Here is a 25,556-nt window from a genome sequence, read left to right on the forward strand (position 1 = left end):
TTATAACGCATTATGCCGCGGGATGCTCCTACGATAACGCATCTCGCTTTACTTTGCCTCGTACCAATTGTCGCCAAAACTAACGTCTGCCTTCAGCGGCACATCCAGCTTAATCGCACTCTCCATCACCTGCGGCACGAGCTCCTTCATCAGCTCCAGCTCATCGGCAGGCACCTCGAACACGAGCTCATCGTGCACCTGCAGCAGCATGCGGCTTCTTAAGCCCCGCGCGCGCAATTGCTCATCCATGCGAACCATCGCCAGCTTGATGATATCCGCAGCCGTTCCTTGAATCGGCGTATTCATCGCCGTCCGCTCCGCGAAGGAACGAATGTTGAAGTTGGACGCTTTAATTTCTGGCAAGTAGCGCCGGCGTTCCAGAAGCGTCGTTACATATCCATCGGTGCGCGCTTGCGCCACGATGTTGTCCATATAGCGGCGAACCCCTTGGAATGCGGCAAAATATTGCTCGATAAACTGCGCCGCTTCCTTCCGCGTAATGTTCAAGTTGTTCGATAAGCCGAAGTCGCTAATGCCGTAGACGATGCCGAAGTTAACCGCTTTGGCTTGACGGCGCATATTGGCATCAACGTCCTCCGGCCGAACGCCGAAGACATCCGAAGCGGTTTTCGTATGAATGTCGAGATCCTGCACGAATGCTTCCTTCAAGCCTTCATCGCCCGAAATATGCGCCAGCACGCGAAGCTCGATCTGCGAGTAGTCGGCTGCCAGCATGAACCAGCCTGGCTCTGACGGCACGAACGCTTTGCGAATCTGGCGGCCTTCCTCCAGGCGGATTGGAATGTTCTGCAGGTTTGGATATTGGCTGCTTAAGCGACCCGTTGCCGCAATCGTCTGCCGGTAATAGGTATGGATTTTGCCCGTATTCGGACGAATCTCCTTCAATAACCCTTCCACATAAGTGGATTGCAGCTTCGCCAGCTGTCGGAACAGCAGGATCGACGGGATAATTTCATGATACGGCTCAAGCTTCTCCAGCACGTCCGCGTCAGTCGAATAGCCTGTCTTTGTCTTCTTGATAACCGGCAGGCCCAGCTTCTCAAACAGCACCTCGCCCAACTGTCTTGGCGAGTTAATGTTAAACTCCATTCCCGCCAGCGTGTATACCTTCGTCATAATGTCCGAAATGCGGCTTTCCAGCTCAGCGCCAAGCTGCTCAATGACGCTAGCATCGCAGCGGATGCCCTGCAGCTCCATTCCTGCAAGCACGCGGGACAGCGGCTGCTCCAGATCATAGTACAGCTTATGCATGCCGGTCTTCTCCAGCTCTTCGCGCTGGATCGCCGCAATGCTGCGGACCGCATCCGTTTTCGACGCGATATGTCCGTGCAAAACGCCAGCCTCCGGCAGCTTGAATTTCGCGCCTTTGCCATAGACAGACTCGTCCGCCTGTACGGTCGGCAAGCCATATTTGCCGCATAGCCCGCTGATCGATTGCGTCGAGTCCGTCGGATCGAGCAAATAAGCAGCCAACTGAATATCGAAGCTGATGCCCTTCAGCGCAATGCCGTGCCATGCGAGCGATAGCTCCGTCCGGTGCAGGTCGAACCCTGCCTTCTCCATATCGGCGTCCGCCAGCCACTCGCGTACAAAGCCAAGCGCCGAGGCTTGAAGCTCTGCCATCGGTACGACAAAAATAACATCCGCTGTCGCCAATGCGACCGCAATCGTCTCGCTCTGATGCGGGTTCTCGCCGATTACCTCGACATAAACGCTCTCCACCGAACGCAGGCCAGCCGCCAACGCGGAAAGCGCGTCTTCGTCGTGGGCTGCAACGGAAACGACGTTGAGCTCGGCTGCCGCTACTGTACTTCCCGTTCCTTCTCCGGTCAGGTCGAGCCGCTCAAGCAGCGACTTGAATTCCAGCTTGCGAAGCGCACCGGCAAGCGTTGGCCGATCATAGCCGCCGTACGCCATTTCCGAGGTGCCCCGGTCAAGCGGAACCTCGCGGAAAATCGTTGCCAGCTTCTTGCTCATGATCGCATCGTCCTTGTGCTGCTCAACCTTCTCTTTCATTTTTCCTTTGAGATCAGCTACATGTTCAAGAACGCCCTCGACCGAGCCGTATTCATGCAGCAGCTTAAGCGCCGTCTTCTCGCCGACACCCGGAATGCCCGGAATGTTATCGGACGTATCGCCCATCAGTCCTTTCAGATCGATGATCTGCAAAGGCGCAAGTCCGTAACGCTCGTGAATGAGCGCTGGCGAATACCGATCGACATCGCCTACACCTTTGCGCGTAATCGCAACGGTCACTTGGTCGGACGCAAGCTGGAGCATATCTTTATCGCCCGATACGACCAGCACCTCAGCGCCCTGCTCGTCCGCCATGCGCGTCAATGTGCCGATAATATCATCCGCCTCATAGCCGGACAGCTCAAACTGGCTGATGCCGAACGCTTGCAGCAGCTCTTTAATAAGCGGGAATTGCTCGGATAGCTCAGAAGGCGTCTTCTGCCGTCCGCCTTTATATTCACTGTAACCCTCATGACGGAACGTAATTTTGCCCGCATCGAACGCGACGAGCATATGCGTCGGCTGCTCTTCCTCCAACAGCTTCAGCAGCATCGTCGTAAATCCAAATACGGCATTCGTATGTAATCCGCTAGCATTGGTCAACAAGGGCAACGCGTAAAATGCACGGAATGCAATGCTGTTGCCATCGATTAATATCCACTTTTCCATTAGCGGCATCTCTCCTGCGATTCATATTGATGGGACTGCCTTTTCCTGCCTTCTATCATACCATAAAACGACAACCCTTTTTTGCATTGCGGCGGTCGGCGTGGCGTTATGTTTCTATTGCGAGCTTCGAGTGTACGTCGAATTTAAGCATGCACCAACCTGCCAACTTGCTCATTGCAGTTCGTGCAATGGAATCAACTCGAAGGCGGAAGTAAGGAGGCATCATTGCATATGGTGCAACGAGCAAGGCGGCTTACTAGGCTTTGGGCACATTCGTGCTCTTCAGGACAGCACCTCGTTGCATGAACTGCAACGGGAACCTTCGGGGCTGGCCGCTTCTGCCTTTCCCGTTGTATAGAATGCAACGTACGGTAATGAGAGTCGGGGAAGGATAGAACACAAAAGTGTTATTTGGGGGATACCGTACCGTTCTTCATCCTTTTGAAGCAAATAAAAAAGCTATTCCAAAAGTCCATTGATTCTGACTCTTGGAACAGCTCTCTTCAAATCCCCTATACATGACGAAAGTTAGTTCAAATCCGGACGTTTGCCCGTGACGAGATACACGACGCTCTCGCCGATATTCGTTGCGTGGTCGGCAATCCGCTCGATGTAGCGGCCAACGAAGCTGAGCTGCATCGATTGCGAGATCGTCAACGGATTTTCGAGCATAAGCGAGAACAGCTCTCGCGTAATTTGCTTATACAAGGCGTCGACCTGATCGTCGTCCTTGGCCATTTTGTAAGCCAGATCGACATTCTCCTGGACGAACGCTTGAATCGACTCGTAAATCATCGTCTGCACGATATCTGCCATGCGCGGCAGGTCGATCAACGGTTTAATGAGCGACTGACCTTCCAGGCGCATCGTGACTTTCGCGATATCCAGCGACAGATCGCCCATCCGTTCAAGGTCACTTGCAATCTTGAATGCGGACAAAATGCGGCGAAGGTCCTTCGCGACAGGCTGCTGCGTCAAAATAAGCTTCGAGCCCAGCTCCTCGATGCGCTCCTCCAACCGGTTAATATCCGGATCGGAAGCGATGACCTGCTTCGCTAAATTCGTATCCAATTGCTGCAGGGATTGCATCGACTTCGCCAATGCTTGCTCTACGCGTTCGCCCATCTCAACGAGCATCTGATGCAGCTCACCGAGGTACTGATCAAATTCTTTGCGCGGCGACATCTCTACACTCTCCTCTGTCTTAGCCGAACCGGCCGCTTATATAATCTTCCGTACGCTGGTCCGACGGGGTCGAGAACAGCTTTTCCGTTTCGTCGTATTCGATAACTTCCCCGTTGAGGAAGAATACGGTTTGATTCGATACGCGAGCCGCTTGGTGCATGTTGTGCGTAACCATGACGATCGTATAACGATCTTTGAGCTCCTGCACCAGCTCCTCGATCTTCAGCGTCGAAATCGGATCCAGTGCGGAAGTCGCTTCATCCATCAGCAAAATATCCGGGTTAACGGCAAGCGCACGAGCGATGCAAAGACGCTGTTGCTGTCCGCCGGACAAGCTGAACGCCGAACGCTTCAGGTGATCCTTTACTTCATCCCACAATACAGCGGAACGCAGGCTTGTTTCTACGATTTCATCCAGCACTTTGCGGTCGCGAATGCCGTGAAGGCGCGGACCGTAAGCAATGTTATCGTAGATCGATTTCGGGAACGGATTCGGCTGCTGGAACACCATGCCGACCTTCTTGCGAAGCGTCTCTACATCGACATCGCCAGAGTAAATATCCGTGCCGGAGATCGCAATCTCGCCTTCGATACGCGTGCCTGGAATCATGTCATTCATCCGATTCAGCGTACGAAGCAGCGTCGACTTGCCGCAGCCCGATGGTCCGATGAACGCCGTGATGGCTTTCTCCGGAATTTTCATCGACACATTCTTGAGCGCATGAAAAGCACTATAGAAAAGGTTCAGCCTGTTAATTTCAATTAAGGTTTGCATCGCGTATCCCTCCGCAATCGATTCGTTCGTATCGTAGATTAAATATGCTTGTTGTATTTGTTGCGCAGCATGATCGCCGAGAAGTTCATGAGCAGCAGCATCGCCAATAGGACGATAATGCCTGCGGCTGCAAGCTCCTGGAACGCTTCCTGCGGACGAGATACCCAGTTGTAAATCTGAATTGGCATAACGGTGAACGAGTCCATCGGACTATCCGGCAAGAAGGCGACGAACGTCAGCGCGCCGATCATGACGAGCGGGGCCGTTTCTCCGATTGCCCGCGACATCGCGAGAATAACGCCTGTAAGAATGCCTGAAATGGACGATGGCAGCACCGAGCGGGCAACCGTCTGCCACTTTGTTGCGCCAAGGGCGAACGAAGCGTCGCGTCGCGACTTCGGAACCGCGCGAATCGCTTCTTGCGCCGATACGATGATGATCGGAAGCACGAGCAGCGTCATCGTGAACGCGCCGGAGAGCAAGCTGCGGTCCAAGTGCATCATGCGAACGAAAATGGTCAGGCCCAAGATGCCATAGACGATCGACGGCACGCCGGCCAGCGTACTGATGTTGAGCTGAATGATGCGAGTAAGGCGATTTTTCTTCGCATATTCTTCGAGATAAATCGCTGCGCCTACGCCGAGCACGAACGAGAGCGGCAGCATGATAGCGAGCATATAAAGCGTTCCGACGATTGCGGACTTCATGCCCGCTTGCGTCGCTCTGCGCGATGGGAAGTTATTGAACAATTCCGGCTGCAGCCGGGAGAGGCCGTCCATCACGATATCCGTTAAGAGCGCCATTAGCGCCAGCACACCGATTGACGTTGCGAACAGGAACAGGATGCGCAATACCCAGTCGATGCGGCGGCGTTTGGCAATCTGCTTGCGGTTCGCATCTTCGAATATGTTCATGTTAGTACTCCTCCCGGAACCGTCTAGCCACATACTGGGCAAGGATATTCAATAAGAACGTAATGACGAATAGCGTCATCCCTACCGCAAAGATCGTGCCGTACTCTACGCTGCCGTGCGGCGTATCGCCGAGGCTCACCTGTACGATATAAGCGGTCATGGTCTGGATGCTTTCGAGCGGATTGCCCGTCAGCTTAGGCGTCGAGCCTGCAGCTACGGTAACGATCATCGTCTCGCCGATAGCACGGGAGAACGCCAACACAGCCGATGCGACAATGCCAGAGAAGGCAGCCGGAACTACGATTTTGAGCGCGACTTCGAATCGGGTAGCCCCTAGCGCATAAGCGCCGTCACGCAAGCTGCGCGGCACTGCGGACATCGCGTCCTCGCTCAGCGAGCAGACCATCGGAATGATCATAATGCCAACGACGATACCGGCGCTCAAAGCGTTGAACACGCCAGCTTGCGAGAACATCGCGCGAATGACAGGCGTGATGAGGCTGAGCGCGAAGTAGCCGTATACGATCGTCGGCACGCCAGCCAGCACCTCAAGGATCGGCTTCACGATTTTACGCAGGCGCGTAGGCGCATATTCGCTCAGGTAGATCGCGCTTGCTAGCCCGATCGGCACCGCTACCAAACATGCGATGACGGTGATCAGCAGCGTACCGCAGATGAGCGGCCAAATGCCGAAGCTCTTCGGCTCAATAAGCGGCGACCATTTGGTCCCTGTGAAAAATTCGACGATCGATACTTTTCCGAAGAACGAGACCGTCTCCCCGATCAGGGTGAAAACAATGCCTATCGTTGTCGCGATGGACAAGCCTGCGCAGAGAAACAGAAACACTGGCATGATTTTATCCATCAAATGCTTTTTCCGGTTTTTGAACAGCCCTTGCTGCTTGACGGCTGTTGCCTTCTTGTTGGCGGTTTGCACAACTTCGCTCGGCATGCTGGATTCTCTCCTTGCCTCTACATTTACAATTCGTTAACGTATATTTCGTGAAAAATGTGATGTCTGTTTTAGACATCACATTTTTCTGGATGTTAAGTGCTTATGGTTTAATTATTGAAGTTTAGCCGCTTCTGCATCGTACTTCTCGTCTGGCAGCGGAACATATCCTACTTCTTTTGCCATATCGCCGATGTTGTTGATGTAGTAGTCGACGAATGCGCTAACTTCAGGACGTTCCAGCTCTTTTTTGTTCACATAGATGAACAGCGGGCGGGACAATGGCGCATACGTGCCGTCTTTGATCGTTTCAACCGTCGGCGAAATTGCGCCTTTGCCTGCGTCAACCGGAACCAGCTTGAGCTTATCAGCGTTCTCTTCATAGTAAGCGAAGCCGAAGTAGCCAATTGCGTCTTTGCTGCCTTCTACGCCTTGTACAAGCGTATTGTCATCTTCGCTGAACGAGATTTGCGTATCGTTGCGAATGCCTTTTTTCTCAAGAATCTCTTCGTTAAAGTAGTCATACGTGCCGGAATCAGCGCCTGGGGAGTACATTTTGATTTCTTCTGCAGGCCAGCCAGCGCGCACATCAGCCCACGTTTTAACTGTCGAACCCGTTACAAAGATTTTGTTCAGCTCTTCAACCGTCAGATGGTCGATGAAGTCGTTGTCTTTGCTTACTACGATCGACAGGCCGTCATACGCGACTTGCAGATCCGTGTACTCGATGCCTTTCGCTTTGCAAGCTGCTGCTTCTTCGTCTTTGATCGGACGGGAAGCATCGCTGATTGCCGTTTCGCCGTTGCAGAAGCGCTTGAAGCCGCCGCCTGTGCCGGATACGCCTACCGTTACGCGAACATCCGCGTTATCTTTGCCGAACTCTTCCGCTGCCGCTTCCGTCAACGGATATACCGTACTCGAGCCGTCGATTTCAACTTCGCCTTTAAGGCCAACTGCCGCTGTTTCTTCGTCGCCGCTTTGCTCATTCGTTGCCGTTTGATCCGTCGATTGTTCCGTATTTGCAGGCTCTGTGGAGCCTTTCGTTTCTTCTTTGTTACCGCATGCTGCCACGAGCATCATGAGCAGTGCGACCATCATCACCAATACGATTCCTTTACGACCTTTCCCTTTCAACAACTCAACCACTCCTCTATCCTCTGTTTTATGGCACGTCCTTCTTGGTTTTTATATTAAAGGGCGAATGTAAATCGAGTATCTTTTGTTTGTTAACGCCATGTTAAAAATATTGAACTGATGCATGGCTAGATTAACATTTGCCCCCTATCTGCAAAATGACATAACAAAGGACGGCCGAAGCCGTCCTTTGGCTGATCGGGAACGCCGTGCGGCGCTCCGATCTGTATAGTGGACTAGTCCAATTTGCTAGCTTGCGATTTGTACCAGCCGGACGAGAGCGGAATGTAGCCGACTTCCTTCGACAGCTCAGCGCCATGCGCCATGTAGAACTTCGCGAACTCTTTCACTTCTGGACGAGCCAGCTCTTTTTTGCTCACATAGATGAAGATTGGACGCGACAGGAAGTACTTGCCTGTAGCAATCGTCGTAGGCGTAGGGCCTACTGGCGTTTTACCGTTAGCCATATAAATCGCTACCGATTTCAGCTTCGCTTTGTTTTCTACATAATAAGCGTATCCGAAGTAGCCAATTGCATATTTGTCTTTCGTCACGCCTTCTACCAGAACGTTATCGTCTTCGCTGAACGTAATTTGCTTGTCGCTGCGGCTCTCTTTGGCTTTGCCGTTTACTTTCTCCGTGAAGAAGTCGAACGTGCCGGAATCAGCGCCTGGCGAGTAGATGTTAATTTTCTCGTCCGGGAAGCCTTTGCGAACGTCTGCCCACGTTTTCACTTTGGAATCCTTCTGGAAAATCGACTTCAGCTCAGCTGTCGTCAGCTTCGAAGCCCATGTGTTGTTTTTGTTGATAACAACTGTGATGCCGTCATACGCGACTGTCAGGTCCGTATACGTGATGCCTTTAGCTTTGCAAGCGTCCTTCTCGGAGCTGGAGATTGGACGCGATGCATCTGAGATAGCGATCTCGCCGTTGCAGAAGCGTTTGAAGCCGCCGCCCGTACCCGATACGCCTACCGTTACGCGAACGTCCTTGTGCACTTTGCCGAACTCTTCAGCGACTGCTTCCGTGATCGGATATACCGTACTGGAACCGTCGATTTCAATCGTACCTTTGAGATTGCTTGCTGCGCCGGCTTGTGCCGATACCATCAGCGATAAGCATGCAGCAACGACTGCAAGCTTCAATGTTAATTTCTTAAACAAGAATGACCACTCCTCGAATTAGGTTCGTTTCTACAAGATTGATCTTAGAGCTTGTCTGTTAAGAGAAAATTATCTTCATATGAAGGTCTAGTAAACTTATCCATTTGTTTTCATCGTTCCCGCTAATGCCGACATCCGCTCTTGCACGCTTGCTGAACGAACATACGCTTGATCAGATAGGGAAGCGACTTGCCTGCTGCTCTCACTGTTATGGACGGCAGAGCGGAAGAGCCGTTCGAAGGCCGCTGCTGCCGACAGAACCAGCTCGCTGCTCTGCGACGTTTCCAATTGGCTTTGGCTCGTCAGCTTCGCGGTCTGCTTAATCGCCTCCTGTATGCCGTGAACGAGCCCGGCAATCCGATCAGCCGAACGTTTGGTCTCGGTTGCCATTAAGCGCATATGGTCCGCTACGACAGCAAAGCCCTTCCCATGCTCTCCTGCTCTCGCCGCTTCAATGGCAGCATTCACCGCAAGCAGATTCGACTGCTCCGCCATATCGCGGATCAGCACGGTGACATCGCCCACATCGTTCGCGACGTGCTGGAGCTCATTAAACTGCTCCGCTTGCTCCTGCGTCTGATCGATTAGCCGCTCGAATGCGCCTTTTACCTGATTAAGCTCGGTTTTCCCTTGCAGCGTCATCTCGACCATCTCGCCCGACATTCGCTCCCCTTCTGACGTCGATGCCTTCACCTCTGCAATCGCTGAGTCGATCGCAGCCATCAGCTCTCTGGCTTCGCGGAGCGTCGCCGACTGGCGCCGAACAGCTTCCTCCTGAACATCGCGGGAGAGACGCAGCAGGTCGCCAACCGTCAACACCCCGTTTACAGTGCCATTCTCCGTAACGATTACACAATCGTATAAGGTCGCTTCATCCCGTCCTAACGCTTCGCTGATGAGAACGGACGGCGACATTCCGCCTTGCGCTAGCAGCGGGCTGCTGTCCATCAGCTTTGTGATCGGCTTGTCATAATAAAGCTCCGCACCGAATCGTTGGCTCAAATGCGTATAAAACCGATTGCGCATAATGAGCCCCATCGGCTGCTGCGCTTGATTCACAACAACTGCGCATTCTGCAGCCGCATTTCGCTTGAATGCTTGAAGCAGCGCAAGACATGTCATGTCTGCCTTCACCGTCGTGCAGGGCCTGGTATAATTTCGAAGCGTTATTTCACGCAGGGCAATACGGGAAGTTTTGTCCACCTCGGTGGCAAATGAGTCGTTAGGCGTAATATCTGAGCGAATTTCCTCATTTTCTGCTGCTTCCGACCTTTTTTTCATGTTGAGAGCCATCAAATTCACCACTCCTCCGATTAGAAAATTCTGTTTGTCTAGCTACACTATAGGCGAAATAGTTCAAATGAACTCCACACTTTTGTTTGGGGAATGTAAACTTTCGACAATATTCGATTAATTTCTAACGATTGTTAGCTGTGAAGCACACATGATTCCGGTCATTCGAGAAGAACCTAGAGGGGCGATATGCTTCAAAGGATAATCGCGAACATGAACTCATCATCAGAATCGAAAGGGTTTACGCCAACATGACTACGTCCAAAAACCGCCGCGTCAACGCCTGGCACCAACGCAAGCATAACCAGCATCCGCACGGTAAAATCAAATCGTTCGCGGAGCTGGCCGAGGAGCCCGGCACGCTGCCAGCCTCGTTAGCGAATGCCAAAGGACCAAGCATGCCGGACCAAACGCCCGACAAAGCGCACTAACGGCAAAACGGCTGTCGCGCTTACGCAGCTCAACTTCCCTGCGTAAAGCGGCAGCCTCTAATTTTTGACTCCTCCCCCATACAGGGAAGTATAATGAACGTATAACTGTTCAACTCTAAACGTACGGGGAGGCAAACGAAATGACCATACCGAAGCAAATCGTCGATACGATCGATGCGAATGCGCAGCGTTGGACATCGCTCTCGCTGGATATCGGCGCGCATCCTGAGCTTGGCCATGAGGAATATCGTTCATCAGCGCTGCTCGCGGAGGAGCTGGAGCGACATGGCTTTGCCGTAGAACGAGGCGTGCTTGGACTGCCGACGGCTTTTATCGCCACTTATGATTCGGGCAAGCCCGGCGCAACCGCTGCATTTTTGTGCGAGTACGATGCATTGCCGGAAATCGGCCATGCATGCGGCCATCATATAATCGGCGTGATGGGGATAGCCGCAGCTGTTGGGCTGAAGGCGGTCATTGATCAAACCGGCGGTTCCATTCGCGTATATGGTACGCCTGCGGAGGAAACCAAAGGAGCCAAGGTGACGATGTCGCAGGCAGGCTTATTCGACGATTGTTCGTTTGCGCTGATGGCGCATCCTTACCATACATACGAGAAATCAGGCCAATCCTTGGCCATGGATGCTATCCAGTTCGAGTTTTCGGGCAAAACCGCGCATGCGGCAGCCAATCCGCATGAAGGCATTAATGCGCTCGATGCGGTCCTTCTGCTATTCAACGCATTGAACGCGCTGCGCCAGCAAGTCCGCAGCGATGCGCGTATCCATGGCATTATCGATGCTGGCGGACAAGCGCCTAATATCATTCCGGATTACGCGTCGGCCAAGTTTTATTTTCGTTCTGCGCAGCGCGCTTATACGAATGAATTAACGGCGAAGGCAATCCGCTGTGCCGAAGGGGCTGCGCTGCAAACCGGCTGTACGCTCAAAACGAATGCCTACGAGTTCTCATATGACGAGCTGCTGACGAATGAGACGCTGTCCGAACTCTTCTCGGCAAATCTAGTCGAGGGCGGTATCCCGAGCTCCGCTATTACGTCCGGCAAAGATAATGGATCATTAGATCTAGGCAATGTGTCCGTACGCTGCCCTGCCATCCATCCGTATATTCAAGTCGTAGATGAGCCCTATCAGCTCCACACGACTGAATTCCGCGATGCCGCGATGCAGGATCGTGCGATGCAAGGCCTTATCTTCGGGGCGAAGATACTGGCTTCAACCGCTTATGATGTGTGCGCGGATCCGAGCCTGCTGGCGCGTGTGCGCAGCGAGTTCGAGGAGAAGCGGATCTAAGCGCTGCTGCAATAACGACGTAAAAAAGGCTGTCGAGACGTTCTCGACAGCCTTCCTTTGTATAACATCATGCAGTCGTTTCTGATTACTCCAAATCCTCAGGAGGACGCGACGGCTGCTTCAGCCTGCCTGACTTAGCCAGTGCTTCGCGCAGCAAAAATTCGATATGCCCGTTTACGCTGCGAAACTCATCGCCCGCCCATCTCTCCAGCGCCCGGTACAGCTCCGGATCCAAGCGGAGCGGAAACGCTTTTTTGTCCTTGCTGGCCATCTGCTGCCCCTAACTGTAAAGCGAGCCCGTATTAATGACCGGAGTAGCCGCCCGATCCGATACGATGGACACCATCAAATTGTTGACCATCGCCGCACGCCGCTCATCATCGAGTTGAATCCCATTCGCCTCCAGCTGCTTGAGCGCTGCATCCACCATGCCGACGGCGCCCTCGACGATTTTCTGACGCGCAGATACGATGGCCGTTGCCTGCTGCCGCTGCAGCATTGCGCTTGCGATCTCCTGTGCATAGGCCAAATGCGTCAAACGTGTCTCAATCACTTGAACGCCAGCTACGACCAATCGCTCTTGAAGCTCCTGCAGCAGCTCAGCCGCTACTTCATCGGCGTTGCCGCGTAGCGAAGCCATTGGCTTGTCGCCAAACGTATCATAAGGATATTTAGCCGCGATATGGCGAATGGCCGTCTCGCTTTGAATTTCAACAAACCGTTCGTAATTGTCCACGTCAAAGCTCGCTTTTGCCGTATCCAGCACTTTAAATACGACGACGGCGCCGATTTCGATCGGATTGCCTTCCTCATCGTTCACTTTCAATGTCTGGCTGTTAAAATTGCGAACTTTCAGCGACACCGTCGCTTTATTCGATAACGGGATAACCATCCAAAGCCCGCTGTCGCGAATCGTTCCTTTATACGAGCCGAAGAACGTTACAATCTTGGCTTGGTTCGGCTGGACAATCGTTAAGGACGAAACGCCAACAATGAATACCACGAACAAAATAATGCCAGCAACGATCAATCCAACGTTAGGCTCCGGCTCCGTCGTACCGCCTGCAGCAACCAGCACCACACCGCCAACAATGGCGATAAGCGACAACAGCAGCGCTAAATATCCGTTAATATGCCAAGCTTTGTATTCCTTCATCCCTTCAACACTCCTTCAACTATGAATGCAAAACGGTATCTTTTTGATATTTTTATGATATCACTTTTTACAGAAATAAACAACTGTAAATTCCTAGCATTCGTATCCCGATCTTGGTCATGCTAAAATGTAGAGGAAATCGGAATCTCCGGAGGTATCCCCAATGAAACAAGAACTCATTCAACGCTTCACCTCATATGTAAAGATCGATACGCAAGCCAACGACGCGAATCCCGAATGCCCCTCCACCCCCGGACAATGGGTGCTTGCGCGCCAGCTCGTAGAGGAGCTAAAACAAATCGGCATGCAGGAGGTCACGATCGACGAGCACTGTTATGTCATGGCTACCCTGCCGTCCAACACCGATATGCCGGTTGATACGATCGGCTTCCTCGCCCACATCGACACGGCGACTGACTTCACAGGCCTGAATGTAAAGCCGCAAGTCGTTGAGAACTATGACGGCAGCAATATCGTGTTGAACGAAGCGCTCGGCGTCGTGCTGTCCACACAGGATTTTCCGGAGCTCGCGGGCTACGCTGGGCACACGCTCGTCACGACGGATGGCACGACCCTGCTCGGGGCAGACGACAAGGCTGGCATCACGGAAATTATGACAGCGATGCATTACCTGATTCAGCATCCCGAAATTCCGCATGGCAAGATCCGCGTCGCCTTCACGCCAGACGAGGAAATCGGCAGAGGACCGCATAAGTTCGACGTCGCTGCCTTCGACGCCAAATACGCCTATACGATGGATGGCGGCCCGCTTGGCGAGCTGCAATATGAAAGCTTTAATGCGGCGCAAGCACGGATTACAGTGCATGGAACGAACGTCCACCCAGGGACTGCAAAAGGCAAGATGGTGCATGCCGCCAAGATCGCAATGGAGCTGCATGCGAAGCTGCCCATACAAGAAGCGCCCGAGTATACGGAAGGCTATGAGGGCTTCTATCACCTCATTCATATGGAGGGCGATGTTTCGCAATCCGAGCTCATCTACATTATTCGCGACCATGACAATGCCAAATTCGCTGCCAAGAAAGCTTATTTGGAGCAAATCGTAAGCGAACTGCAAGCAAAATATGGACCGTCGCGTATCGAATTGGCTTTGAAAGATCAGTATTACAACATGCGTGACAAAATTGAGCCCGTCAAACACATCGTCGATATTGCTGATCAAGCGATGCGCAATCTCGGGATCGAGCCAAACATTATCCCGATTCGCGGCGGAACGGATGGTTCGCAGCTGTCCTATATGGGCCTGCCTACACCTAATATTTTCACAGGCGGAGAAAACTATCACGGCAAATACGAATATGTGTCGGTCGACAATATGGAGAAAGCCGTGAAGGTCATTATCGAAATCGCCAAGCTGTTCGAGCAATCGGCAGTGAAAGCTTAAACAAGCCCGCTCCTATTAGTGGAATCGCAACGCAAAAAAACGAGGCTGCCCGCGCGGGCAGCCTCGTTTTTCATGTACAATCCTATTCCATCAAATGACGGTGCAGGAACCGTTCCAATGCCAAGTAGAAATCCAATTGATTTTCTGGCAATGCAAAGCCGTGTCCTTCATTCGCCTTCAGCATATACGGCACATCGATGCCGCGGTCGGTTAGCGCTTTGACGATACTGTCGGATTCCGCTTGCTTCACGCGCGGATCATTCTGTCCTTGCGCCACGAACAGCGGAGCTTTGATCTGGTCAACATGGAACAATGGCGATACGGCTGTCAACAAATCCTTATCCTTCACAGGATCGCCCATCCGCGTATAGAACTCTTGCAATTGGGTCGACCAGTACGGAGGAATCGTGTCCAGCAGCGTAAACAGGTTCGATGGCCCGACATAACTAACGCCTGCCGCATAGACATCCGGCGTGAACGCCAAGCCAGCAAGTGCCGCATAGCCGCCATAGGAAGCGCCGTAGATCGCAACTTTATGTTTGTTCACGATTCCCTGGCCCACCAGCCAGTTGACGCCATCCGTCAAATCATCCTGCATCGCTTTGCCCCACTGCTTGTTGCCTGCATCGAGGAAGGCTTTGCCGTAGCCCGTTGATCCCCGGAAATTGACTTGCAGCACGGCATAGCCGCGATTCGCGAGCAGCTGCACTTCCGGATTAAAGCCCCATTCATCGCGTGCCCAAGGCCCGCCATGCGGATTGACGACGAGCGGCAGATTTTTCGGATCAGCGCCCTTCGGCAGCGTGAGATAACCGTGAAGCGTCAAACCGTCCCGCGACTTATACGTGACAGGCTTCACCTCTGCAAGCGACTCCTCCTTCAGCCATGGCGCGGTGTCCGCGATCAATGTCAGCTTGTCAGCCTTCGCATCATAAGCATAATAAGTTCCCATCGCCCGGTCGCTGTAAGCGAGCACCATAATGTTTTCCAAGTTGTCGTCGATGCTCAAGAACGAGATCGATTTGCCTGGCAGCTTGGCTTGCAGCCTTTCATACTTCGCTTTCCAATCCGCATCAGTGAATTCATAATGCACCTTATCGGATATGTAGTACCCGCCGGTTATTTGCTTCGTTTTGTTGGAGAAGAAAATGCCCGAAACGTCGACGTCCGCATTCTCATAAACCGTCTTCACTGCTTTCTTAGAGACAGGATCAAACTGCACGATTGCCGCCTTATCGCGGCCAACATTGCTAAGCGCGTACAGCTGCTTGTTATCGTACGTAAACATAATTGGAGAAAATTGATCCCCGACATTCGTCGTATACAGCTCCTCGAACGGCTTATCCTCGGTTTCCCGATACAGAATCGAAGAGATGATGCCATCAGACGCGATAGCGATTCGAAGCTTGCCGTCATGGTCGGTCATCCACCCGCTAATATTGCCCGGGTTTTCTGCAACGAGCTCAAGCGCGCCGCTCTCCATATTCAATCGATACACATCAAACACGCGCGGATCGCGTTTGTTCAGCGCCACGAGCAAATAGCCGGGCTGGTCCGCAAGGCCATCTACGAGCAGCGCCCGTGTATTCTCGTATGGCGTCAGATCCTTGCGGCCGGTGCCATCCGCATTGATTTTGTAAATATGATAGTTCTCGTCGCCGCCCTTATCCATCGCGTACAACAACGTATTATCCGTCTTCCAAGCGAAGCCGGCGATATTGTTGTCCGTCTCCTTCGTCACTTGGACCGCCTCGCTGCTGCCCGCTTGCTTCACGAACACATTAAGCCGGTTATTCCAAGGCTGGATATACCCGATTTTCTTCCCGTCGGGCGATGCCTGGAAGCCGAACTGGGCTGGCTGGCGGAATAAATCCGTCAGCGGAATCGAGCCTTGCTGCTCGACATCAGAGCCGATTGCGCGCTCTAATGCGGTTACAAATTCATTCTTATTGACACGATGCTTCGGATCGAACGTCAAGCCATCCACAATAAAATATTGCTTCAATCGAACGGCGTCGACTTGATGGGCTTTCCCAATTTTCTGCGCATCCTTGTAATTTACCTGTATCCCATTATCATGGAGGCCAAAAGCCCGAACGATTAAGGATGCCATCTGTTCGCGTGTTAACGGATCGTTAGGCTTGAAGCCTTTGGCATCGCCTTTGACTATCCCCTGCTGCTTCAGTGCAGAGATCGCTGCTGCCGCTTTATCGCTAACCCCAACATCCGTGAAGCTGTCCAGCGCCTTAGGCGACTCCAAGCCAAGCGTTTGCTGCAGCAGTACAGCGGCATCGCCGCGAGTAATAGCCCCGCTGCCACTTTCTTGCGCTGCCGCTGGAATGGCTGGAAGCAGGAGTGCCAGCGCCAACAACGCAATGACCCATTTTGACAATCGTTTGCTGCGAACCGAATTCATGATCCCTCTCCATCTCCTCTCATTCATACTCTCTTATTCTATCAACGATTAGATCATTCTTCCAATTTTGGTATGACAATTTAGGGAATCTTTAGGTTATCCGTTGGTAAAAATAAAAAAGACGCCCGCAATCGCGCGAGCGTCTGTCAAACGAACTAGCTTCTATTCAAAATATACGGCTTTGCCCGTACGGGACGATTCGTAAATTGCTTCGAGAATCTCGGAAACGACAAGCGCTTGCTCCGGTTTCACAACAAGCTCTTTATCATTAAGAACATGCTCGACCCAGTTGCGCTGCTCCAGTACAGCCGGATCATCGGATTCGCCTTCATAGAAAGCAACGCCGCCGCTGCTCAGTTCGATTTCCTTCGTGTACAGACGGCTGTTGCTTTCGCCGTTGATGCGAAGGCCGCCTTTCATATCGGCTCCTGCTTCTGTACCGCAGAGGGTAACTTTTGCTTCGTCGATTTCGAGCGTGTTCAGCGCCCAGCTGGATTCCAGCACGAGCGATGCGCCGTTCTCCATTGTGATCATCGCAAATGCGGAATCTTCAACCGTAAATTGTTTTGGATCCCACGGTCCCCATGCATTCGCCGCGTTCTCGCGCTGCGACAGCTTGTGGTAAGCGCGTCCGAGAACAGCCTTCGGCTTGTAGTTGTCCATCATCCAGAGCGCGAGATCAAGCGCGTGCGTTCCGATATCGATAAGCGGTCCGCCGCCTTGCTTCTCTTCGTCCAAAAATACGCCCCACGTTGGAACAGCGCGACGACGAATCGCATGCGCTTTCGCGAAGTAAACTTCGCCAAGCTCGCCGGCTTTAGCTGCCTCATTCAGATAGCGGCTATCCGCGCGGAAACGGTTTTGATACGCAATGCTTAGCTTCTTGCCCGTACGCTTCGAAACTTCCAGCATACGGCGAGCGTCTGCTGCCGTCTTCGCCATTGGCTTTTCGCACAGCACATGCTTGTCAGCTTCCATTGCAGCAATGGCAATCTCAGCATGCGAATCGTTCGGCGTGCACACGTGCACCGCTTCGATTGACGCATCCTTCAGAAGGTCTGCATAGTTCTCATATACTTTCGACTCGGAGGAGCCGTATTTTTCTTTAGCTTGCTCTGCACGCTCCAATACGATATCGCAAAATGCAACGATTTCAACTTCATTCACTTTAGCGAGCGCTGGCAAATGTTTACCGTTCGCGATGCCGCCGCATCCGATAATACCTACACGTAATTTAGACATTGACAAATCCCCCTTAAACAATTCCATGTGTTGTTGACTAGCTCGAACACTAGACTTAGTATAGTTCAGCGCGTATGATAATGGTATGTTTGTTGTAGCGAAGCTTTTATGCGATTTTGTCATTCGGAGGAAATGCCATTGGAAATATACAACGAGAAAGTCGCTTATGAAAACCCTTTATTGTCATTGCGCATCTACTCGACAATGCGGGATCACGATGCTTACATCAACTGGCATTACCACCGCGAGGTGGAAGTGCTGCTCGTCAACGAAGGCGGGCTTGAGGTCCATGTGCAGGACGACCAATTCCAGCTCGATGCCGGTGATCTCATGCTAATAGGTTCCTCTCAGCTCCATCGCGATCGAAGCTATAGCTCTCCGCTTAACTATATCGTGCTGCAATTTGACCTTGAGCAATTTTTTGATGGCAGCACCATTCCGTTTATGCGCTATTTTGCCGAGGCCCAGAACCCGCTCAGCCAGGCCAATTATATTTTTCGCGAGAACCCGCAGGTTCGACAAGAAGCGGCCGACTGCATACGCGCGATTCTTCGCGAAGCAACGGACAAGCAGATCGGCTATGAAATCGCCGTCAGCATGCTGATCAAGCAGCTGCTGCTGATCGTCCTTCGGAACGATACGCGCAATGTGCTAAGCGAGCAAGACGACTTCGACCGCGCGCGGCTTCGCCCCGTGCTCACGTTCGTCGAGAATCACCTGACGGACCGCATTCAGGTCGAAGAGGTGTGCAAGCTTGCGAACATGAGCTACTACTACTTCGTCAAATTTTTCAAAAAATCGATCGGTTTGTCCTTCACCGAATATGTGAACTATCGGAAGATCAAGTGGGCGGAACGTATTCTGCTGACGAAGGATCTCAGCATATCGGAGGTTGGCGAACGGATTGGCATGCCGAACATGGCGCATTTCTACAAGATGTTCCGCAAATATAATGACTGCTCGCCGAAGGAATTCCAGAAAAAAATGCTTGCCTGGGGCCGCGGATAATCGCTTCACCAGAAGCCAGTCAGGGCAACTTAATAGAGATACAACACAAAAAGAGGTGTCCCCAAGCAAGCCCGCTTGAGAGGCGCCTCTTTCCTAACGGACCCCACAGCCCTTATTTAGCCATTTTGCTGTCTCACGAATGCTATATTGGCCAAATAGCGGCTGCTCCGTCCGCTAGAAAACAAATGTGCCTGATTTGGACCATATAAGGGCTGCTCGGTCCGTTAGAACGTTCAAGAAACGGATTTCTCTTTGTTTTAAAAATGGAAAAAGGGTGTCTCCAAGTTTACGCTTAGACTGGTACCCATACTCTGGACACTTAAAAAAGTGTTTAGCGTGTGGGTACCAGTTTTTTGTATACTGAAGTGAACAGTGGGGGCGAATTTATGAGCAGAAAATACTTCAATCAGAACGAACAGGAGCTATTATCGAAAAATTCACATGTCTTACGAGTCAGTGAAAAATCCATTACATATGCAGATGAATTCAAGCGTCTGTTTATCGATGAGTACATGTTAGGGCGGTCGCCAAGAGAGATTTTCGAAACATGTGGTTTTCAAGTAGATATCCTCGGGATGAAGCGCATCGAACAATGTGCAGATCGGTGGAAGAAAGCTTACGAGAAAGACGGGATCACTGGTCTTGCGGATTCGCGAAAAGAGGCCGTTCTACGCCCTGCAAGGCGGGAGCTATCCCCTGCCGAAGTCATTGCCAGACAAGAGGCGAAGATCAAACTTTTGGAGGCTCAACTGGCATTCGTAAAAAAGTCAGACAGGAACGAAAGGAGGCTGTTAGCAAACGGGAAAAACCTAAACCAAAGTGAATGCTTTAAGTTAATCCAAGAGGCTGTTCAACAAGGCTTGGAGCGTATGACACGTTATCTTTGCCAACTCCTAAACGTGTCTCGCTCTGGTTATTACAACTATCTAAACTCTGCCGACAAGCGCGAGGAGCGAGCTTCAGCCGATGAACGAGCAGGCGAGCTCATTAAGAAAGCTTTTAATCGAAGAGGCTACAAGAAGGGCTCACGGTCCATTAAGATGACGTTAGAGAACGAGTACGACACTTGTTACAACCTAAAGCGTATTCGAAGAATCATGAAGAAACTAGGCTTGGTGTGCCCTCATCGGAAACCTAACCCTTATCGACGTATGGCTAAAGCTACTCAGGAACACCGAACACTTCCCAATAAGCTGCAGCGGGATTTCAAGAAGAACCTTCCAGGTCTTGTGCTGCTCACGGACATCACCTACCTTCCGTATGGCAATTCGCAGACGGCTTATTTGTCGACCATTCTGGACGCTTCCACGGGCGAACTGTTGGCCCACAACCTCTCCGATTCCCTCCAACTACCGTTAGCTACAGAGACCATTGAATCACTAATGAAGCAAAAACGTTTGAAACTCCATAAAGAGGCCTTTATCCACTCCGATCAAGGAAGTCATTACACAAGCCCTGCCTATCAAGAGTTATTGAAGAAGAAGGGGTTAGGGCAGTCGATGTCCCGACGTGGAAACTGCTGGGACAATGCCCCTCAGGAATCCTTCTACGGACATATGAAAGATCATGTAAAGAGTCGACACTACACGACTTTTGCTGAAGTAAAACGTGAAATCGATCGCTATATCCGATATTACAATCATCATCGATATCAATGGGGACTAAAAAAGATGACTCCTGTACAGTACAGGAATCATCTTTTAGGTGTGGCTTGATCTTCTTTTTTTGAATCTGTCCTTGACTAAGGGTCTAGTTTAGCTCTTGGGACACCCTTTTTGCCTTACCTTCTATTCAAATCGCAAGTTTTCACCAGCGCTTTCACAGCTCTGCGAACAACTGGCTTGCTGTGCCCGGCATAGGCTTCTGCTATTATACGAACCTCGTCTGCTAGCTCTGGAACCATCGTTACCACATGAAGAAGCCCTGCAAGCGCTCGCCCGGCATGCTTCCCGTCCGCAGCAAGAAGCGCCTCCTGCAATAAGGGATAGACTGCCGACGCCGATTCCCGATCCGCTCGAGCCAAGTTCCCCAACGCATCCGTTGCGTAATCTCGCACAATGGTGCTCTTATCCGTTTGAATCATCGCCTGCAGCTGCTCAAGCACCGCTCCTGCCGCCTCTGGAACAAGATGCGCTACGAGGGAAAACGCATGCATCGCTTCCCATCGTACTTTCGTCGTTCGGCTTGACAACAGCGGCACAATGCATGTAATGTAAGGCGCCACAAGCCCCGGCTTTTGTGAAGCCACGATAGTCATTACCTCGGCGCAGTCGCCAAGCAGGGCGGCTTCCTTGCCGCTCAGAGCCTCTGCCATCGCTGCAAGCAAAGAAGGGTCTTCCAAGCATCGTTCCGCAGTCGATCGATTGGATTGCTGCGTCTCATCTCCTGTTCGAGAGGACAATGTATCAAGAATGGCCATTAATGTGTCATCCGTATCCTTCATCATGCGCGCCGCGCAGCCGCTTCTAACAGCGGCAACGCCGTTCGAATGGATTGAAGCACTGTAGCCAGCTGCTTATCCAGCGCGTCCAGTAGCTGCATCGTGCGCTCAACGCCCTCGTTATGCAAATCTTGCTGAAGCCATGCCGCCGCTTCCATTAGCTCGTCTGCCCCTATGTTGCCTGCGACGCCTTTGAGCGTATGTGCCAAGAGCTCCGCATGGCGATTGTCGCCATCCGTAAGCGCCGCTTTGATTTTCTCAGCATCCCCTGCGTGATCGCTCGCAAACCGCTGCAGGATTCCTAGATAGAGCGCCTTGTTTCCGCCCAGCCGATGAACGGCTTCTGTAAGCTGGAGCCCGGGCAATCGATCCGGCACCGCTGCCGTTTCCTCAACTAGCCCCGCAGCATGCTCGTGTTCTGGCATCAATCGCTGCAGCAGCTCGTACAGCGAGGCCGGGTCAAACGGCTTCGTCAAATAAGCATTCATTCCGTTTTCCAGCACCTTTTCCTTCACGCCCTTCATCGCATCAGCGGTCATCGCAATTATCGGCATATTGTTCAAGTCCTCCCGCTCCCGAATCCGTCGCGATGCTTCCATTCCATCCATTACCGGCATTTGCAAATCCATCAGAACGACATCATATCGTTTATGTTCCAGCAGCCTTAACGCTTCGACGCCATTGGATGCAAGGTCGACGGCGGCGCCCATACCGCTTAGCATTTCGAATGCGACCTGCCGGTTTATTTCATTATCTTCAACCAACAAAATACGCTCGCCGTGAAGCGCTGCGTACTTCTCGGTATGATTCTGCTCTTGTCCTAGAAGCTGCTTATCCAATATGTGCTTGCGGAAAAATCCTACCAGCTCATTGTAAAGCTGCGACTGGCTCATCGGGTAATACAGCACCTTCTCGATGGACGTGTTGCGAATCCGCTGCTGAAGCGCCAAGTCATGATACGCGCTAACAAGCACAATCACCTGCAGCGACGATGAGCCGAACTGCTTCATTCGTTCCGCCAGCTGGATCGGGTCTGCATCCTGCAGCTTCCAATCGACGATGACCAGATCATACCGCGTCCCCTTGTAAAGCTGCTCGATTGCCGCATCCTCCGTTTCCGCAACGGTGATATGAAACTGGAATTGCTCCAGCTGGCTGCGCAGCACCATCAGCATTTCCGGCTCATCGCATACCAGCAGCACGTGCAGGAAGCTTAACGGATTCTCAGGCTGGATGTTAGCAAAGGTGCGCGAGCATGGCGCAAGCTTAGCCGTGAAGCTAAAGCAGCTCCCATTTCCTTGCTCGCTCTTCACCGTTAACGTGCCTCCCATTAACTGTACGAGCTCCTTGCTTATGACCAAGCCAAGGCCTGTTCCGCCGTATTTGCGCGTGGTCGACATATCCGCTTGCGTAAAATGACGGAACAGCTTTGACTGCTGCTCTCGCGTCAAGCCGATGCCTGTATCGCTCACCGCGCAGCGAAGCAGCACGGACGAGCCTGTCGAGGGCAGCTGATCAATTGCCACGGATACCTCGCCCCGCTCCGTAAATTTGACCGCGTTGTTCAATAAATTGACGAGCACCTGCGCGAATCGATGCGGGTCTCCCACCAGCATCTGGGGCACTTCATGATGAACCGAGAAATGAAAGTGCAGCCCTTTCTCGTAAGCTTTTACATTCACAATATTGGAGACGTTATGCAGCACTTCAAATAGATCAAAATCGATCTGCTCAAGCACGATTTTATTCGCTTCAATTTTGGAATAATCCAATATGTCATTAATGATCGTGATGAGATTGTTTGCGGACAGCAGCATTTTATTCGAATAGTCCTGCTGCTGATCCGTCAGCTCCGTCTGACGAAGCAAATGGTTCAAGCCAATGATGCCATTCATCGGCGTACGAATCTCATGACTCATGTTCGCAAGAAACTCGCCCTTCGCCCGACTCGCCTCCTCAGCAGACAGCTTCGCTTCCACTAGCAGCCGATTGTTCGAAGCGAGCTCCTGCGTCCGCACCTCCACCAGCTCTTCCAGATGCTCCTTATAATGCACAAGCGTCTGCTCCGTCTCATAGCGCTTAATCTCATAAGCCATAACGGAATAGAAGACTGGCACGGCAATCGTATGAAAAATGATGAACGTTGTAGCAAATTCGCTTTGAAACAGCTTCATGCTATCTGCCGGGGCCAGGAACGACCATAGAACGGTCTGAACGCCGATAACCAAGCCAAGCCCCCAAGCTATGTATAAGAAACGCTTTTCGTTGCGCAGCCGTATGCGATAAGCGGCCGCACTCAACAAAGCGGTAACAATTAAAGCGCCCGTCGGGAAAATAATGGCGCCCCCTAACGAGATCCGATAAACGCCGACGACAACTGACGTAATCAACACCGACCACGGACCGCCAAAAATGCCGGCTAGCGCCACGCTGACAAGCCGGACGTCCATATGCAGCCCATGCTTCGTTTCCAAGGGCATCTGCATAACGAGCAGTCCCAACAAGCTAAAGAGCAATCCATAGCTGATTGTTTTCCAACCGACGACGGATTTTGATAGATAAGGATAAATCCATCGGGTAACGATGATCAACACAATCAGCAGCGTGCTATATTGACCGAAATAGACTAGTACATTGGTATTCATTCGAACACGCCCCTGCTCCCAAAAATGGATGAATAAGTTGATGGTAGCATGGGCATCAAAACAAATGCAATGAAAGTCCGACTGAATTCGACGCAATTCTACTTAAAGATAATAATAGATTAACTTACAGCAGCTCGCTTGCCTCCTCCGCTGCCACCGGACGGCTGAACAAAAAGCCTTGGGCATATTCGCAGCCCATCCGCATCAGCGCGTCCAATTCCTCGTCCCGCTCAACGCCCTCTGCAACGACATGGAGTTCCAGTTGAGCGGACATCGTTAATAACGCTTGGACGATCGCCGCATGAACGACATTTTCTTCTATATGCTGAATGAACGAACGGTCGATTTTGAGCTTGTCGACCGGCAGTTCCTTAAGGTATTTGAGCGAGCTGTAGCCCGTGCCAAAATCATCGATCGCCAGTTGGATGCCGCGCGCGCGCAATTCTCTTAAAATCGGCAGCGTCGTACGAATGTCCATCATAACGCCTTCCGTTATTTCCAATTCGAGCCACTGGGGCGCAAGGCCGGTACGCTGCAATATGGCATTAAGCGCTTCAAGAAAGCTCGGATCGTAAAACTGGCGGGAAGAAAGGTTTACGCTCATGACAATAGGAGACAGTCCCGCGTCCTGCCACCGTTTATTTTGAAGGCATGCCTCTTCCAGCACCCACATGCCTATCGGGGCAATCAGCCCGGTCTCTTCCGCTAACGGAATAAATTCGCTCGGCGGAATCGCGCCTAACGTCGGATGAAACCATCGAATAAGGCACTCCATCCCGATGGCCTGTCTATTCTTCAGCGAAATAATCGGCTGGTAATAAAGCGTGAATGGCCAATGCTGTACGGCTTTAGCCAGCTCCGCGTGGATCAGCAGCCTTCGTGCCAGCTTCTCGCTCAGCTTCGGATCATACATCTGTACGCGGCTTCCCATCTGCTCCTTGATGTCCACCATCGCCATCTCCGCCTTTTTCAACAGCTGGTCTGCACTGCTCGCGTGCTCCGGGAATCGGCTTACGCCGATGCTTGCTCCAATATAAATAGATTGGTCGCCCAGCCGGAAGGGCAGCCTCAATTGTGCATTAAGCTGGTCGATCACCTCATGAATATCGCTAACCGTGCAATACGTAAACAGATACACGAACGAATCCCCGCCGATTCGAACCGCATGCGCATCCTGTGTTACGAGCCGATGCAATCTTCTTCCTATGCTGAACAAGAGCTGATCGCCAATATTGTGCCCGAACGATTTATTGATTCGTTTAAAATGATCCAGTCCAATGTACAACAACGCAATTGTTCTCCCCTGTCCGCCCTGAACCTCCAGCACCTGCTGGATATATTGCGTTGCAGCATCGCCCCCCCTGTACGGATCCACATT

General features: G+C 51.9%; 20 protein-coding genes. 5 read left to right on the forward strand and 15 right to left on the reverse strand.

Going from position 1 to position 25,556, the window contains the following annotated elements; genetic code table 11:
* Window positions 1-48 precede the first annotated feature (48 nt).
* The 8 genes from polA to PAECUDRAFT_RS21575 all read right to left on the reverse strand — a co-directional run bounded on the left by polA (window position 49) and on the right by PAECUDRAFT_RS21575 (window position 10,110).
* Entirely contained in the window at window positions 49-2,706 is a 2,658-nt protein-coding gene (polA, locus tag PAECUDRAFT_RS21540; RefSeq protein WP_006040273.1) for a DNA polymerase I, read from the reverse strand.
* A 528-nt stretch (window positions 2,707-3,234) separates the two neighbouring features.
* Window positions 3,235-3,891, reverse strand: coding sequence for a phosphate signaling complex protein PhoU (phoU, locus tag PAECUDRAFT_RS21545; RefSeq protein WP_006040274.1), 657 nt, complete (start codon window positions 3,889-3,891; stop codon window positions 3,235-3,237).
* Window positions 3,892-3,910: 19 nt separating this feature from the next.
* A complete protein-coding gene (pstB, locus tag PAECUDRAFT_RS21550; protein WP_006040275.1) occupies window positions 3,911-4,666 on the reverse strand; it encodes a phosphate ABC transporter ATP-binding protein PstB in 756 nt (251 codons plus the stop codon).
* Window positions 4,667-4,704: 38 nt separating this feature from the next.
* Window positions 4,705-5,580 carry a phosphate ABC transporter permease PstA gene (gene pstA, locus PAECUDRAFT_RS21555; RefSeq protein WP_006040276.1) on the reverse strand — a complete coding sequence of 292 codons (876 nt, stop codon included), beginning with the start codon at window positions 5,578-5,580 and terminating at the stop codon, window positions 4,705-4,707.
* Between the two features lies 1 nt (window position 5,581).
* On the reverse strand, window positions 5,582-6,532 hold the full coding sequence (gene pstC, locus PAECUDRAFT_RS21560; protein WP_006040277.1) for a phosphate ABC transporter permease subunit PstC: 951 nt from the start codon (window positions 6,530-6,532) through the stop codon (window positions 5,582-5,584).
* Between the two features lie 114 nt (window positions 6,533-6,646).
* A complete protein-coding gene (locus tag PAECUDRAFT_RS21565; protein ID WP_006040278.1) occupies window positions 6,647-7,669 on the reverse strand; it encodes a PstS family phosphate ABC transporter substrate-binding protein in 1,023 nt (340 codons plus the stop codon).
* Window positions 7,670-7,902: 233 nt separating this feature from the next.
* Window positions 7,903-8,829, reverse strand: coding sequence for a PstS family phosphate ABC transporter substrate-binding protein (locus PAECUDRAFT_RS21570; RefSeq protein ID WP_006040279.1), 927 nt, complete (start codon window positions 8,827-8,829; stop codon window positions 7,903-7,905).
* A 96-nt stretch (window positions 8,830-8,925) separates the two neighbouring features.
* On the reverse strand, window positions 8,926-10,110 hold the full coding sequence (locus PAECUDRAFT_RS21575) for a methyl-accepting chemotaxis protein (RefSeq protein ID WP_158306263.1): 1,185 nt from the start codon (window positions 10,108-10,110) through the stop codon (window positions 8,926-8,928).
* A 263-nt stretch (window positions 10,111-10,373) separates the two neighbouring features.
* Between PAECUDRAFT_RS21575 and PAECUDRAFT_RS26675 the strand changes: the two genes are divergently transcribed.
* Together PAECUDRAFT_RS26675 and PAECUDRAFT_RS21585 are read left to right on the forward strand one after the other, a co-directional pair.
* On the forward strand, window positions 10,374-10,553 hold the full coding sequence (locus PAECUDRAFT_RS26675) for a DUF6254 family protein (RefSeq protein ID WP_006040281.1): 180 nt from the start codon (window positions 10,374-10,376) through the stop codon (window positions 10,551-10,553).
* A 140-nt stretch (window positions 10,554-10,693) separates the two neighbouring features.
* Window positions 10,694-11,866, forward strand: a complete 1,173-nt coding sequence (locus tag PAECUDRAFT_RS21585; RefSeq protein WP_006040282.1) for a M20 family metallopeptidase — start codon at window positions 10,694-10,696, stop codon at window positions 11,864-11,866.
* An 85-nt stretch (window positions 11,867-11,951) separates the two neighbouring features.
* Here the strand turns inward: PAECUDRAFT_RS21585 and PAECUDRAFT_RS21590 are convergent, their stop codons facing one another.
* Window positions 11,952-12,137, reverse strand: a complete 186-nt coding sequence (locus PAECUDRAFT_RS21590) for a hypothetical protein (RefSeq protein WP_006040283.1) — start codon at window positions 12,135-12,137, stop codon at window positions 11,952-11,954.
* Window positions 12,138-12,146: 9 nt separating this feature from the next.
* Window positions 12,147-13,022: an SPFH domain-containing protein gene (locus tag PAECUDRAFT_RS21595; protein ID WP_006040284.1), complete on the reverse strand. Its 876-nt coding sequence runs from the start codon at window positions 13,020-13,022 to the stop codon at window positions 12,147-12,149.
* 163 nt (window positions 13,023-13,185) lie between these two features.
* On the opposite strand from PAECUDRAFT_RS21595, the gene pepT reads away from it, so the two are divergent.
* The gene (gene pepT, locus PAECUDRAFT_RS21600) at window positions 13,186-14,427 is read left to right on the forward strand and encodes a peptidase T (RefSeq protein ID WP_006040285.1); all 1,242 of its coding nucleotides are present in this window, start codon (window positions 13,186-13,188) and stop codon (window positions 14,425-14,427) included.
* Between the two features lie 82 nt (window positions 14,428-14,509).
* Here the strand turns inward: pepT and PAECUDRAFT_RS21605 are convergent, their stop codons facing one another.
* Both PAECUDRAFT_RS21605 and PAECUDRAFT_RS21610 read right to left on the reverse strand, forming a co-directional pair.
* On the reverse strand, window positions 14,510-16,843 hold the full coding sequence (locus PAECUDRAFT_RS21605) for a S9 family peptidase (RefSeq protein ID WP_006040286.1): 2,334 nt from the start codon (window positions 16,841-16,843) through the stop codon (window positions 14,510-14,512).
* Between the two features lie 162 nt (window positions 16,844-17,005).
* Entirely contained in the window at window positions 17,006-18,085 is a 1,080-nt protein-coding gene (locus PAECUDRAFT_RS21610; RefSeq protein WP_006040287.1) for a Gfo/Idh/MocA family protein, read from the reverse strand.
* A 132-nt stretch (window positions 18,086-18,217) separates the two neighbouring features.
* Between PAECUDRAFT_RS21610 and PAECUDRAFT_RS21615 the strand changes: the two genes are divergently transcribed.
* Window positions 18,218-19,093 carry an AraC family transcriptional regulator gene (locus tag PAECUDRAFT_RS21615; RefSeq protein WP_233516798.1) on the forward strand — a complete coding sequence of 292 codons (876 nt, stop codon included), beginning with the start codon at window positions 18,218-18,220 and terminating at the stop codon, window positions 19,091-19,093.
* 386 nt (window positions 19,094-19,479) lie between these two features.
* A complete protein-coding gene (locus tag PAECUDRAFT_RS21620; RefSeq protein ID WP_006040289.1) occupies window positions 19,480-20,808 on the forward strand; it encodes an IS3 family transposase in 1,329 nt (442 codons plus the stop codon).
* A 65-nt stretch (window positions 20,809-20,873) separates the two neighbouring features.
* Here PAECUDRAFT_RS21620 and PAECUDRAFT_RS21625 read toward each other — a convergent pair whose 3' ends face one another.
* The 3 genes from PAECUDRAFT_RS21625 to PAECUDRAFT_RS21635 all read right to left on the reverse strand — a co-directional run bounded on the left by PAECUDRAFT_RS21625 (window position 20,874) and on the right by PAECUDRAFT_RS21635 (window position 25,553).
* Window positions 20,874-21,512: a hypothetical protein gene (locus PAECUDRAFT_RS21625; RefSeq protein WP_144266623.1), complete on the reverse strand. Its 639-nt coding sequence runs from the start codon at window positions 21,510-21,512 to the stop codon at window positions 20,874-20,876.
* Between the two features lie 23 nt (window positions 21,513-21,535).
* Complete coding sequence (locus PAECUDRAFT_RS21630) at window positions 21,536-24,178, reverse strand: response regulator (RefSeq protein WP_006040291.1); 2,643 nt, start codon at window positions 24,176-24,178, stop codon at window positions 21,536-21,538.
* 124 nt (window positions 24,179-24,302) lie between these two features.
* Window positions 24,303-25,553 carry a putative bifunctional diguanylate cyclase/phosphodiesterase gene (locus PAECUDRAFT_RS21635; RefSeq protein ID WP_006040292.1) on the reverse strand — a complete coding sequence of 417 codons (1,251 nt, stop codon included), beginning with the start codon at window positions 25,551-25,553 and terminating at the stop codon, window positions 24,303-24,305.
* Window positions 25,554-25,556 lie beyond the last annotated feature (3 nt).

The organism is Paenibacillus curdlanolyticus YK9 (assembly GCF_000179615.1).
Classification (GTDB): domain Bacteria; phylum Bacillota; class Bacilli; order Paenibacillales; family Paenibacillaceae; genus Paenibacillus_T; species Paenibacillus_T curdlanolyticus.

Coding starts and splice junctions, on each gene's coding strand:
- PAECUDRAFT_RS21590 (WP_006040283.1), bottom strand. CDS start 12,137: ATGGCCAGCAAGGACAAAAAAGCGTTTCCGCTCCGCTTGGATCCGGAG.
- PAECUDRAFT_RS21625 (WP_144266623.1), bottom strand. CDS start 21,512: ATGGCCATTCTTGATACATTGTCCTCTCGAACAGGAGATGAGACGCAG.
- PAECUDRAFT_RS21575 (WP_158306263.1), bottom strand. CDS start 10,110: ATGAAAAAAAGGTCGGAAGCAGCAGAAAATGAGGAAATTCGCTCAGAT.
- PAECUDRAFT_RS21620 (WP_006040289.1), top strand. CDS start 19,480: ATGAGCAGAAAATACTTCAATCAGAACGAACAGGAGCTATTATCGAAA.
- pstC (WP_006040277.1), bottom strand. CDS start 6,532: ATGCCGAGCGAAGTTGTGCAAACCGCCAACAAGAAGGCAACAGCCGTC.
- phoU (WP_006040274.1), bottom strand. CDS start 3,891: ATGTCGCCGCGCAAAGAATTTGATCAGTACCTCGGTGAGCTGCATCAG.
- PAECUDRAFT_RS21630 (WP_006040291.1), bottom strand. CDS start 24,178: ATGAATACCAATGTACTAGTCTATTTCGGTCAATATAGCACGCTGCTG.
- PAECUDRAFT_RS26675 (WP_006040281.1), top strand. CDS start 10,374: ATGACTACGTCCAAAAACCGCCGCGTCAACGCCTGGCACCAACGCAAG.
- PAECUDRAFT_RS21610 (WP_006040287.1), bottom strand. CDS start 18,085: ATGTCTAAATTACGTGTAGGTATTATCGGATGCGGCGGCATCGCGAAC.
- polA (WP_006040273.1), bottom strand. CDS start 2,706: ATGGAAAAGTGGATATTAATCGATGGCAACAGCATTGCATTCCGTGCA.
- pstB (WP_006040275.1), bottom strand. CDS start 4,666: ATGCAAACCTTAATTGAAATTAACAGGCTGAACCTTTTCTATAGTGCT.
- PAECUDRAFT_RS21615 (WP_233516798.1), top strand. CDS start 18,218: ATGCCATTGGAAATATACAACGAGAAAGTCGCTTATGAAAACCCTTTA.
- PAECUDRAFT_RS21595 (WP_006040284.1), bottom strand. CDS start 13,022: ATGAAGGAATACAAAGCTTGGCATATTAACGGATATTTAGCGCTGCTG.
- PAECUDRAFT_RS21585 (WP_006040282.1), top strand. CDS start 10,694: ATGACCATACCGAAGCAAATCGTCGATACGATCGATGCGAATGCGCAG.
- pstA (WP_006040276.1), bottom strand. CDS start 5,580: ATGAACATATTCGAAGATGCGAACCGCAAGCAGATTGCCAAACGCCGC.
- PAECUDRAFT_RS21605 (WP_006040286.1), bottom strand. CDS start 16,843: ATGAATTCGGTTCGCAGCAAACGATTGTCAAAATGGGTCATTGCGTTG.
- pepT (WP_006040285.1), top strand. CDS start 13,186: ATGAAACAAGAACTCATTCAACGCTTCACCTCATATGTAAAGATCGAT.